The organism is Synechococcus sp. H70.1, from assembly GCF_047502705.1.
In the GTDB taxonomy this organism is placed as follows: domain Bacteria; phylum Cyanobacteriota; class Cyanobacteriia; order Thermostichales; family Thermostichaceae; genus Thermostichus.
Map to the genome: position 1 here is coordinate 1 of NZ_JANSIV010000016.1, position 11,507 is coordinate 11,507.

General features: G+C 60.8%; 12 protein-coding genes and 1 tRNA gene. 6 read left to right on the forward strand and 7 right to left on the reverse strand.

Annotated features, from left to right (window positions below; translation table 11 throughout):
- The 3 genes from NW827_RS01095 to NW827_RS01105 form a co-directional block, all read right to left on the reverse strand.
- Window positions 1-597: J domain-containing protein (locus NW827_RS01095; RefSeq protein WP_414503233.1), on the reverse strand; the 597-nt coding region annotated here is incomplete at its 3' end.
- On the reverse strand, window positions 555-1,505 hold the full coding sequence (locus NW827_RS01100) for an ABC transporter substrate-binding protein (RefSeq protein ID WP_414403438.1): 951 nt from the start codon (window positions 1,503-1,505) through the stop codon (window positions 555-557). The genes NW827_RS01100 and NW827_RS01095, both read right to left, overlap by 43 nt.
- Window positions 1,506-1,507: 2 nt before the next feature.
- Window positions 1,508-2,362, reverse strand: coding sequence for an inositol monophosphatase family protein (locus tag NW827_RS01105; protein ID WP_414362582.1), 855 nt, complete (start codon window positions 2,360-2,362; stop codon window positions 1,508-1,510).
- A gap of 242 nt (window positions 2,363-2,604) precedes the next feature.
- Here NW827_RS01105 and NW827_RS01110 point away from each other — a divergent pair, with 242 nt between their 5' ends.
- From NW827_RS01110 to galE, 4 genes are all read left to right on the forward strand, one after another.
- A complete protein-coding gene (locus NW827_RS01110) occupies window positions 2,605-3,168 on the forward strand; it encodes an FHA domain-containing protein (RefSeq protein WP_414403437.1) in 564 nt (187 codons plus the stop codon).
- 52 nt (window positions 3,169-3,220) lie between these two features.
- Window positions 3,221-3,292, forward strand: a tRNA-Gln gene (locus NW827_RS01115).
- A gap of 110 nt (window positions 3,293-3,402) precedes the next feature.
- A complete protein-coding gene (locus tag NW827_RS01120; RefSeq protein ID WP_414403436.1) occupies window positions 3,403-4,896 on the forward strand; it encodes a cobyric acid synthase in 1,494 nt (497 codons plus the stop codon).
- Between the two features lie 68 nt (window positions 4,897-4,964).
- On the forward strand, window positions 4,965-5,966 hold the full coding sequence (galE, locus tag NW827_RS01125) for a UDP-glucose 4-epimerase GalE (RefSeq protein ID WP_414362579.1): 1,002 nt from the start codon (window positions 4,965-4,967) through the stop codon (window positions 5,964-5,966).
- 22 nt (window positions 5,967-5,988) lie between these two features.
- Here galE and NW827_RS01130 read toward each other — a convergent pair whose 3' ends face one another.
- On the reverse strand, window positions 5,989-7,134 hold the full coding sequence (locus NW827_RS01130; RefSeq protein ID WP_414503234.1) for an NAD(P)/FAD-dependent oxidoreductase: 1,146 nt from the start codon (window positions 7,132-7,134) through the stop codon (window positions 5,989-5,991).
- Between the two features lie 342 nt (window positions 7,135-7,476).
- Between NW827_RS01130 and NW827_RS01135 the strand changes: the two genes are divergently transcribed.
- Window positions 7,477-8,109, forward strand: a complete 633-nt coding sequence (locus NW827_RS01135; RefSeq protein WP_414362577.1) for a lysophospholipid acyltransferase family protein — start codon at window positions 7,477-7,479, stop codon at window positions 8,107-8,109.
- A gap of 11 nt (window positions 8,110-8,120) precedes the next feature.
- Here the strand turns inward: NW827_RS01135 and NW827_RS01140 are convergent, their stop codons facing one another.
- Entirely contained in the window at window positions 8,121-8,516 is a 396-nt protein-coding gene (locus NW827_RS01140; protein WP_414362576.1) for a (2Fe-2S) ferredoxin domain-containing protein, read from the reverse strand.
- A gap of 158 nt (window positions 8,517-8,674) precedes the next feature.
- Here NW827_RS01140 and NW827_RS01145 point away from each other — a divergent pair, with 158 nt between their 5' ends.
- Window positions 8,675-9,244, forward strand: coding sequence for a 2'-5' RNA ligase family protein (locus tag NW827_RS01145; protein ID WP_414403434.1), 570 nt, complete (start codon window positions 8,675-8,677; stop codon window positions 9,242-9,244).
- Window positions 9,245-9,253: 9 nt separating this feature from the next.
- Here NW827_RS01145 and gap read toward each other — a convergent pair whose 3' ends face one another.
- Entirely contained in the window at window positions 9,254-10,273 is a 1,020-nt protein-coding gene (gene gap, locus NW827_RS01150) for a type I glyceraldehyde-3-phosphate dehydrogenase (RefSeq protein WP_414362620.1), read from the reverse strand.
- 309 nt (window positions 10,274-10,582) lie between these two features.
- A complete protein-coding gene (locus NW827_RS01155) occupies window positions 10,583-10,837 on the reverse strand; it encodes a gas vesicle protein GvpG (protein WP_414362574.1) in 255 nt (84 codons plus the stop codon).
- Window positions 10,838-11,507: the final 670 nt, after the last annotated feature.

Sequence of the window (11,507 nt, forward strand, 5' to 3'; positions counted from 1 at the left end):
CCGGGGGCCGGGGCGGCGCCCCCCCCCCTGGGGGGTGGGGGGGGGGGGTGGGGTGGGTCCCCCCGGCGGGGGCGTGGTTTTGGCGGCAGGAGTCGGGATTCCCTTGTAGCCGGCTTTGAGCAGCAGATAGGCCAGGTTGAGCTCGCTCAGTTGCTCGGTTTTCTCCAGCAGGGTGGCCATGGAGCTGTATTGCTCTTGGGCCAGCTTCTCCACCCGCCGGACATATTCTTCCTGCCAGTTGGGAGACTCGGCCAAACCTTTGACTGTCTCTCCCGTAGGCCAGAGATCTGCAGGTGGCGACTCCAGTAGCTGTTGGATGCGCAGCTTGAGGAGGGCCTCGTATTCCGACCGCTCCCGCTCCTTGCTCAGCACCTCATTGGCTGGGTTGACCAGCTTGGCAAAAAGGAGATTGGCCCGCTCTGCCCCTTCCGGATCCCCGACAAAGCGATCCGGGTGCAGGGCCTTGGCCGCCTGCAGGTAGCCGCGCCGGATCCTCTTGGAGTCGGCAGTGAGGGGCACACCCAAGATGGCGAAGTGATCGGTTTCGTAGCGAGCTAGCCCTCGGCTGAGGCGGGGGACATCAGAGTGGGATCCCATAGTTGCCACTTCTCCAAGATGCGTTGCAGGGTTCCGTTCTCGGTCAGGATCGCGATTGCTTCATCCAGGGCTTCCTTCAGGGAAGGATGCTGCGAGGATACCACGCCCACCAAAGGAATGGGAAAGAGGGGCGGCCCCACTAGGCGCAGCCGGGATCCCGCCTGGCGCAGGTGGAGGGCGGCAACGGGCTGATCGACAAGCACGGCATCCAACTGGCCAGCCTGGAGCTGAGCAAATAGGCGCTCCGGGTTACTGGTGGCAAAGAGCCGGATAGGGTTGCCCCGCCTCTCGTTGTAGGCTTCCAACAGCGCTGCTCCTGTACTGTTAACTACAATGCCCACTTTGCGGCCAAATAATTGCGACAGCGCCTCAATGGGAGCTTCCCCTGGCCCCGGATCCCGTACCACCAAGCGCTGCGGGCTGAGGTAGTAGGGCCGGGTGGCAAGAAATTGCTGCGGATCCAGGCCCAGGCCTTCCCGCGCTCCCCAGATGAGATCCACCTCATCCGCCTGCAAAGCCGTCAACTGCTGACCCCAAGCCACGTAGACGGGCTCAAGCCGTACCTTCAGCGTCTGGGCAATTGCCTCGAGGATCTCCCACTCAAAGCCGGCGTAGGTTTGCCGCTCCGGGTCGGTGTAGAGGTAAGCTGGGCCTAAGCTGGGATCCAACCCCACCCGCAGACGGCCCCGCCTCCGAATTTGGGCCCAACGGGAGTCGGGGGGCTGGGCTCGCTCGCCCACGGGAGCGGCCAGGGCTGGCTCTTGGGCAGGCTGAGGGTAGGCCGGGATCCCCAAGAGAAGCGCCAGGCCAAACCCCAGTGCCCAACCCCAACCCCGGAATTTTTTCCCGGCTAGGTTGCCTTCCTTGCCCTGCAAAAGCCCCATGACCCCCCGCCTTTTTGCCCGCATCTTTAGCTACTTCGCTCCCTGGGCTGGCGATCCCGTCGCATGGGAAAGGAGACGGGCAGGGGGCTGACCTGGGCCAGTTCTTCTTGCAGAGCGGCGTGTAACCAGCCATTACTGGCCAGCAGGCGGCCACTGTATACATCCACCGGGCTGCCATCGTAGGCGGTAACCTTACCGCCGGCTTCCCGCACCAAGACAATCCCAGCGGCAATGTCCCAGGGGGAGAGGCCCCGCTCCCAATAGCCGTCCAGCTGGCCGGTGGCCACATAGGCCAAATCCAGGGCAGCCGATCCGCCTCGCCGCACTCCCTGGGTGAGGTGGGTGAAGTGGCAGAACTCAGCGTAGTTGTTGTCCGGGGTTTCCCGGCGGTCGTAGGCAAAGCCAGTTACCAAGAGGCTGCGGGAGAGTTCGGTAGTAGAGGAGACGCGGATGGGTTTGCGGTTGCGGGTGGCTCCCATCCCCTGGACGGCGCGAAAGAGATCCCCGCGAAAGATGTCGCAGACTACCCCTAGCACGGGCTCCCGCCCCTCCAGCAGGCCAATAGAGACGGCAGCAAAGGGATAGCCGTGGGCAAAGTTGGTGGTGCCATCCAGAGGATCAACCATCCAGGCGTAGGTGCCTTCGGGAGATCCCTGCTGGCCAGATTCCTCCGTCAAGATCACGTCTTCGGGGAAGTGGCGCCTCAGGATCTTCAAGATGAGCTCCTCGGAGGCGCGATCCGCTGCCGTTACCAAGTCCCCCGGACGTTTCTCCTCAATGGCCAGGGCTTTGTCCAAATACTCGCGCAGCAGCGCTGCCGCCTCCAGAGCCGCTTCTGTAGCCACATCCAACCGACGCAACAGCGCTTCCGTCACATCCACCCCTCCAGGCTACACCCCTGCTACCCAGAATAGCCCGTCTGCTGGCAAGGCTTGCCGCTCCAAGGGAGCCCCTTCTGAGCCCCTCCCAAGTTTTTCGAGAAGGCAGGGATCTGCAAGGTTGCCCATAGTACACTGGAGCTAGGGGTTTTCCAACAAGCGACGAGGGGCGGGAGGCGCTATAAAGTGCGGGTTTTAACCCTAGATTGAGTGGAGCCTGCTTAAGCGTGGAAGAGGGAAAGCCATTGCCGTCTAGCCACAGCAACTTCTTTACTGCGTTTTTTACCGCAACCACGGCAGTGGGCGGAGCGCATCCGTCCACTCCTCAGGAGTTTGAACTGCCGGAAGAGCTGTTCGATCAAGTTCCCGAGCAGCCCCTGTCCTATCCGGAGTTCACCCTTTGCATTTGTCATCCTGTGCGGCCCTGCAGCTATATCCTGCGGGGGGATATCTACACCATCGGTCGAGATTCCTCCAATTCCATCCAGATTGTCAATCGTTTCGTCTCCCGCCGCCACGCCTATTTGGTGCGAGTGCCCACCCGCTCCAACCGCACAGGGTTTACCTATTGCCTCATTGACGGCAACCGCCAGGGGCGCTCTAGCACCAACGGCGTATTTGTCAACGGCAGCCGCGTGGCTACCCACTACCTAAGAAGTGGAGATGTCATCTACTTTGGGCCGGAAATCCGTGCCTACTTCTTCGAAGTGGCCCGCATCCCCCACCTGCCCAACCCTTTTGAGGTCAACGCTGGCCCGGGTCAGGAGACGCCGCTTCCCCCTAACCCAGGAGGGCAGGACAACCGTTGACAGATCCAAAGCCGCCTCGCTATATTGGTTGAGCTAGCTAAGCAAGGCAAATTGGGGCATCGCCAAGCGGTAAGGCAGCGGGTTTTGGTCCCGCCATTCGGTGGTTCGAATCCATCTGCCCCAGTCCTACAAAAACAAGAAGAAGACTTTCTGCCCTTAGGGGGTAGAGGGGGGGCAAGGGCTTTTGCTGCGGAAGAGGAATTCGCCGAGTGCAAGTGAGGGAAAGGGATCCCAATGAACGGCGCCTGCCGATCCTTGATGGTGGTGGGGACTTCTTCCCATGTGGGCAAAACCCTTTTGGTAGCTGCCCTCTGTCGTCTCCTCAAAAAGGCGGGGAAAAGGGTTGCCCCCTTCAAGGCTCAAAACATGTCGCTTAATGCCTATGTCACTCCTGAGGGCCACGAGATTGCCTACGCGCAGGCTCTGCAGGCTTGGGCCGCCGGGATCCCGCCGGCGGTGGAAATGAACCCGATTTTGCTCAAGCCCCAGGGCAACCTGACCTCCCAGGTTGTCTTGAATGGCGTGGCGGTGGGCACCTGCCGTGCCAGGGAGTACTACGAGCGCTGGTTTGCGCCTGCCTGGGAGGCAGTGAAAACAGCCCTAGCCCGCCTGCAGCAGCAGTACGAGTGGATTATCTGCGAGGGGGCGGGCAGCCCGGCGGAGGTCAACCTCAAGCAGCGGGATCTGGCCAACATGCGGGTAGCTTTGCATCTGGGATCCCCTACTTGGCTAGTGGCCGACATTGACCGGGGCGGGGCGCTGGCCCATGTGGTGGGCACGCTGCAATTGCTGGAGCCGGCAGAGCGGGCCCTGATCCGCGGCATTGTCATCAACAAGTTTCGCGGCGTGCGGGAGCTGCTGCAGCCTGGTCTTGATTGGTTGGAGAACTACACCGGGATCCCGGTGGTTGGAGTTCTGCCCTGGCTGGACTGGGTGCTGCCCCAGGAAGACTCGCTGGGCCTTGAGGCTGGCCCCCAACTCTGGGAAGATCGCCGCCCCCGGCGCCGCGCCTTAGGGAAGGACTGTTTGGAGATCGCGGTGGTTCGCCTGCCGCGGGTAGCCAATTTCTCCGACTTCGACCCCTTGCTGGCGGAGCCTAGCGTCCATCTGCGCTGGGTTGCCCCTGGCCAGAGCCTGGGATCCCCCGATGCGGTCATCCTGCCCGGCAGCAAGACTACCCTCCAGGATCTGTTGGCGTTGCAAAAGACTGGCCTGGCTGACCAACTGCGCCACTATTGCGGCCACATTGTTGGCATCTGCGGCGGGCTGCAGATGTTGGGGCAAACCATCACTGATCCTAATGGCCTGGAGGGGATCGCCGGCACCTACCCAGGGCTGGGCTTGTTGCCGCTGAGCACCGTGTTGCAGCCCACGAAGATTACCCGGCAGGTGCAGACGCAGAGCCGATGGCCCGCCCCTGCCCCCGTCCAGGGGTACGAAATTCATCAGGGATCCACCCAGGCCGATTCCTCTGGCTGCCTGCCAATCTTCGAGCAGGAAAACCTGGGCTGGCGGGATCCCACCGGCCGCATCTGGGGCAGCTATCTGCACGGTCTCTTTGACAACCACCGTTGGCGGCGCCACTGGCTCAACTGGCTGCGCCGGCAAAAAGGCTGGGATCCCTTGCCGGAGGTGGACGGCCACTACGCCCAGCAACGGGAAGAACTGCTGGATCGTCTGGCAGAGGCCTGGCGGCCTCATCTGGATTTGCAGCAGCTCCTGGAATAGGCCGGGGAATTGCCAAGGTCGGCAAGAATGGCTGTATTCTGGACGGAAACTGCCTTCTGCTCTGGCCTATGCGGCTTCTGGTTACAGGCGGTGCGGGCTATATTGGCAGCCACACCTGCAAAGCCCTGGCGGCCCACGGCCACCTGCCCATTGCCTACGACAACCTGGTTTACGGCCACCCTTGGGCTGTTCGCTGGGGGCCTTTGGCAATTGGCGACATTGCCGACCGGGAGCGGCTGGATCAGGTTATCCGCCAGTACCGCCCTGAAGGGGTGATTCACTTTGCCGCCTACGCCTACGTGGGCGAGTCGGTCAAGGAGCCCGGTAAGTACTACCGCAACAACGTAGCCGGATCCCTGACTCTACTAGAAGCCATGCGGGATCACGGGATCCCCTACCTGGTGTTCTCCAGCACCTGTGCCACCTACGGCCTGCCGGAGCAGATCCCCATCCCGGAAACCCACCCGCAGCGCCCCATCAACCCCTACGGCCAGAGCAAACTCATGGTGGAGCAGATGCTGCGGGACTTTCAGCTTGCCTACGGGATCCAGTCGGTGAGCCTGCGCTACTTCAATGCTGCTGGCGCCGATCCTGACGGCGAAATTGGCGAGGCCCATGACCCGGAAACCCACCTCATCCCCCTAGCCCTAGAAGTTGCCGCTGGCCAGCGCCCTCACCTAACCATTTTTGGGGATGACTACGATACCCCCGACGGCACCTGCATCCGTGACTTCATCCATGTTGCTGACCTGGCGCAAGCTCATGTGTTGGCCCTAGAGGCGCTGGTGGCTGGCAAGCCCCTGCAACTAGCCTATAACTTGGGCAATGGCCAAGGCTTTTCTGTCCGGGAAGTGATTGCCACCGCTGAGGCAGTGACCGGCAAACAGATCCCAGTGCAGGTGGGGGCGCGCCGTCCTGGCGATCCGCCGCGGCTGGTGAGCGACACCACGGCTATTGCTCGCGACCTCAACTGGCAGCCTCGCTATACCACCTTGGCCGAGATCCTTCAAACTGCCTGGCGCTGGCAGCAGAAACGACCCTATTTTGCCAAGGCCGCTGCAAAGCCATAGACAAAAGCTGCCTGTAGCGTCGCTAGCCCTCCGCCCCCCCGACTTTCTCACGAGGGGCAAAGGCGCTGAGGTTGCCCAGGTCTGTTTTGCCCTCCAGGACCAAGTCTCGCAGGATGGCAGCGCTAATGGGAGCCAGCAAGATCCCATTGCGATAGTGACCGGTGGCAACAAGAAGATTTGTATAGCCGTGAACCGGCCCTAGGATAGGGGCGCGCTGCCCCAGCGGTCGCGGTCGCTGGCCAGCCCAGTGCTCCAGTAGCCTCGCCTCCGCCAAGGCCGGGCAAAGCTGGATGGCGCGGGTCAGCAACTCCTGAAGAGCCAGCAGGGTTGGCTCGGGGTGGGGGGCCTGAAACTCCACTGTTGCTCCCACCCATAGGGAGCCATCGCCCAGGGGAACCAAGTTGAGATCCCCATCGGTAACCACTGGCCCCAGCGGGATCCCAGGGGCTTGAATCCGCAGGGCCTGGCCCTTAACAGGTTGTAGCGGCATTTGCAAGCCCAGCTCCTTGGCCAGGTCGGAACTGCCCAGACCGGCGGCAAGGACAACGTGCCCTGCGGTAAAGGTGAGGGAGGGCGTGCGAACTGCCGCTAGGCGAAAGGGAGGATCCGGGCTGCGCTGAAAGCTGTGAACCGGCTGGTGGAAAAAAAAGCGGGCTCCTCGGCGTTGAGCTGCCTCCAGGAGGGCCTGGGTGAGGAGCTTGGGCTGGATTTGGCGATCCTGGGGAGAGTAGATAGCCCCTGCTAGGTCGCTCCGTAGGCCAGGCTGCAGGGATCTCACCTCCGCCGGACTCAGCCACTGAAGGCAATAGCCCGCCTGTTGACGAGCTGCCAAGGTTTCCTGCCAAGCTGCTACCTCTTCTTCTTGGAGGAGGCGCAGAATGCCACGCCGATTGACAGGCAAACTCCGGCCCAAGTCCGCTTCCAGCCGGGCAATCAGGGGATCAAACTGCTCCAGGCTTTTTAGGCGCAACTGCACCCCCTCTCCGCTGGGTTGGCGGCTACAGACTCCCATCAACACCCCCAGCGACGCGCCGGTAGCGCCCGAGGCAGGATCCCTAGCATCTACCCCAATGACTGACAGCCCTGCTGCCGCTAGCTCATAGGCGATGGCACAGCCCACCACCCCGCAGCCAATGACCAACACGTCACAGCTTAACTGGTGAACCATCCTCCTCCATGCGGGCTTCTGGTTCTCGATGTTACCCATCTTGTAGCTGCGGACCCCCCTTCCCAGCCGCCGCCAATGGCGGGATCTCCCCGATCCCTAGCTGCCTCCACCTGGGCTGGAGGTTTACAGGGCCAGAGTCCTCCTGCTACTTCCTCTGGCAGTTTGCCCGCCGGGAGAACCGGGCAGGCCACGATCTAGGACCAAGCTGCGCCTCTTCAAGCTGGGGAGCCGCCACTTTACGGAAATCGCTGAGACTTGGCTGGAGGAGGGAATCCGGACTGGAGAGCTAGAAGCAACGCCTCCTCCCCCCTACACTCAAGGAAGGAGCTATCGCAAGTCAAAATGAGCTATCGCCGCCGCGATTGGTTGGCCTACTGGCTGCTCAAGTGGCTGGTGGTCAACCCCCTGTTTCGGGGACTATATTTTGGCCGCACCTATGGGCAGGAAAATGTGCCTCGCCAGGGATCCCTGATCATCGTCAGCAACCATGCTAGCTACCTGGATCCGCCGCTGGTTGCCAATGCAGTACGCCGCCCTGTAGCCTTTATGGCCAAGGAAGAACTATTTCAGGTGCCCGTGCTGAAACAGGTGATTCGGCTCTACGGAGCCTATCCCGTGAAAAGAGGAGGGGCAGATCGCAGTGCCCTGCGGGCAACTGAAGTGGCCTTAGTCCAGGGGTGGGCGGTAGGGATCTTTCTCAGCGGCACCCGCACCCCTGATGGCCGCATCCCCCACCCCCACTTGGGGGCAGCCTTAGTGGCCGCGCGCACTCAAACGCCTCTGCTCCCTGTGGCCCTCTGGGGCACTGAGAAGGTGCTGCCGAAGGGATCCCGCTGGCCGCGCTTGTTTTGCCCCATCACGGTGCGCATTGGCAAGCTGCTCCCCCCGCCCGCTTCTAGCGAGAAAGCTGAACTGCAGCAGACCACCGCAGCCTGTGTGGAGGCCATCCACGCCCTCCTAGATCAGGGGCGGTAAGGCTCCGACCGCTAAGCGGTAATTAGAGTAGCTTGGGCAACCAGATACTCGGCCACTGGCTTCCCACCCAGGATGTGCTCCTGCAGCACCCGCTCTATCACCGGCGGCGTAGCCGAGTGGTACCAAAATCCACCGGGGTACACCAACAACACTGGCCCAGGAACACCATAGTTGCAGGCCCGCAAGCAATTGGCCTTGGTGCGGTTGACCCACAAGGGGCCCACGCCCCCCAGCTCTAGGTTCAACTGTTGGATCTGCAACTTCAGGTATTCCCAGGCTTCCAGCCCCACTGCCTTTTCACAGCACTTGGGCTTGGTCTGGTCGGCGCAGAGGAAGAGATGCCAATGGTAAAACGGAATCCGATGGGACCTTGCCGGCGTGGGAAGGGGGTTGGAAAGCTCTGTCATGGGGGATCGCTGTATCCTACTGCCACTAGGTAATCGCTGGATAATTATATGAGCAATTTAAGAAAGCCTGGGGCGTCCCAGAAAGCCTTTGGGATCGGGGTAGAGGGCTGGGGCGGTGATGCCCTAGGCTGGATAAAGTAGCCCCCAGCTGCCCGGCAATGCTGCTCAATGCCCCCCACCAGCGGTTGTTTCTTGCCCTCCTTCCCCCTCCTGAGCTGCAAGCGCAAGTAACAGCCATCAAGCAGCAGGTGGCCGAGCAATTTGCCAGTCGAGCAGCCCTGCGCTCGCCTCCTCACATTACCCTAGTGCCCCCCTTCGAGTGGCCCACTGCCCAGCTGACGGCCCTGACGGGATCCCTGGAAGAATTTGCCAAGGAGCAGGCCCCCGTTGCTGTTGAGCTCCGTGGCTTCGGCGCCTTTGCACCACGGGTTATCTATATTCACGTCGAGCCCTCTCCGGAGCTGCAGCAGCTCCAGGCCAAGGCCCAGCGGCACATGAGCCTCCTTCTCAACCTGCAGGCAACAACAGCTCCCCCTCGCCCTTTTGTGCCTCACATAACAGTAGCCTTTCGGGATCTCCGGCCAGCCCAGTTCCGTGCTGCCTGGCCAGAGTTCCAGAGCCGCCCTTTCCAGGGATCCTTCCTCGCTTCTGCCCTCACCCTTCTTGCCCACGACGGCAGGCGCTGGCAAGTTTTTGCTGAGTTTTCCTTTTCTGCCGCTAAGGGATGAGGCAGTCACCTACCCCACCCAGTGGGCAGCCATGTATTCGGCCAGATCCAGCACCCGCTGCGAGTAGCCCCACTCGTTGTCGTACCAGGCCATGACCTTGACGAGATCCCCGTCCAGAACGCTGGTCAGCTCTGCATCCACAATGGCGGAGCAGCTGTGGCCGCGGTAGTCAATAGAAACCAAGGGGACCTCTGAGTAGGCAATGATCCCCTTCATTGTCGTTTCCGAGGCTTCCTTCAACGCAGCATTGACCTCCTCGGCAATCACTTGGCGCTCTGTTTGCACTACCAAATCCACCAAGGAGACATTGGGCGTGGGAACCCGTACTGCCACCCCGTTGAGCTTGCCTTTCAATTCAGGGATCACCAGCGCCACTGCCTTAGCTGCCCCCGTCGTAGTAGGCACCATGCTCAAGGCTGCTGCCCGCGCCCGTCGTAAATCGCGGTGGCCGCCATCCAAAATGCGCTGGTCACCCGTGTAGCTGTGGGTGGTAGTCATCGTAGCCCGCCGCACACCAAACTTGTCCAGCAACACCTTCAGCAGTGGGGCAAGGCAGTTGGTGGTGCAGCTGGCATTGCTGACAATGTTGTGCCGCACTGGGTCGTAGGTGTGCTGGTTAACCCCATAGACAAAGGTGGGGATATCACCCCCCTTGGCGGGGGCGGTGATCATCACCTTCTTGGCTCCTGCCTCTAGGTGCTTGGAGGCACCCTGGTAGTCTACGAAAACGCCGGTAGCCTCGATTACGAGATCCACCTTCCACTCTTTCCAAGGCAGGTTGCTTGGGTTGCGATCGGAAACGGCGTGGATGTGCTTGCCGTTAACCAACAAACCACCCTCAGTAGCCTCCACTTCCACTCCTTGTAGGGTCCCGAGGATGGAGTCGTACTTGAGCAAATGGGCAGCCGTGCGAGCGTCTGAAGTATCGTTGATGGCAACAATGTCAATATTGGACTGGGGACGACTGAGCCAACAGCGCAGAAAGTTGCGGCCGATACGACCAAACCCGTTGATGGCTACCCTAACCACTTTTTTGACCTCGCTGCTTTCAATTGTTCTGGAGCTGCTTAGCACATGATACCGCAAGCCCTGAGCATTCTGAAGATGAAATTCGGGATCCAGTGAGCCTGGCCCCCCAACAAACTGAAGATGGAAAATTGCTCCGCCGCAATTGCACGGGTCGGGCAGGGCCAGGGCGGATGGCAAAAACCAATGCTTTCCCCTCGGCCATAGCTTGCTTCTGCAAAGCACTAGCCAGGGAACGCTTTGCCAGCTGACGTCCTGGAAAACCTGCAGGCCTGGGGGAACGCCGAACGCTCCACCCTGCTGGAGCAAAGGCTATCCAGGATCCCTTGCCTCCCCCTCAGCAGCTGCTTCGGCTTCCTCTAGGGCTTGCAGAGCTAGCAGGATCTCCTCTTCTCGCCGGGTATAGGTCTCTTCGTCAATCTCCCCCAGATCGAGCTGGATCTGCAGGGCGGTGAGTTCCTTCTGGAGGTTTTCTTTGCTGTCGAGTTGCGCCTCGGCTCGTTCTCGAATCTGCTCCGCCAACCACAGCAGGCTCTGGGCCGGCCACGTCAGCAATTGCCAAACCATCCCCGCGCCTCTCCCCTGATTAGGTCAATCCTAGCAGGCGGATCCCGCCTCCGCCCAAAGCTCGATAACCAATGCTCAGCAACCCAGCCCCTCTGCAGGACCTTCATCCCAGGGATCAACGCTCTCTAGCCGTTCCGAGAGTGCTTCTCGATTCAGTCTATCAGCTCTTGCTCAGACGGCGTGCAGAGACACTCACCTGCGAGCGGATCCTGGCGTAGCCGCAGTTCCTCCTCGTTTCAGCGGTTGCCTGCATGGGAGATTTCTCCATCAGCACCTCTACACACCAATCTTGACGATTCAAAACCTTGGTATTCGCCCTGGTCGGTAAAGAGGAGATCAAGCTTGTTGTCGTACTGAAAACGCAGGGCAGAGAGGGTTTGTTGCAATGAAACTCACTCCCCGACTGCCATTCCGAATAGAAACAGGCTCGGACGGCAACAGAGAATACAGGTGAAAAGCCACTCATCTTCACTGATGGTTGTTCCCAGCAAGATTGAGACGCTCCGCTCCTCCAACCTCTCTACAGGGGGAGAGGGGAGCCAGAGAGCAACTTTCTCTACAGATGTCGCCCCTCTCTTCTGGCTTCATGACCTAGAACAAACGGTTCCTGCGGCTTTTCCAGTCCAGCTTCTGATCCAGAAGAAACTCCAGATGAGGTAGATAGGCTTCG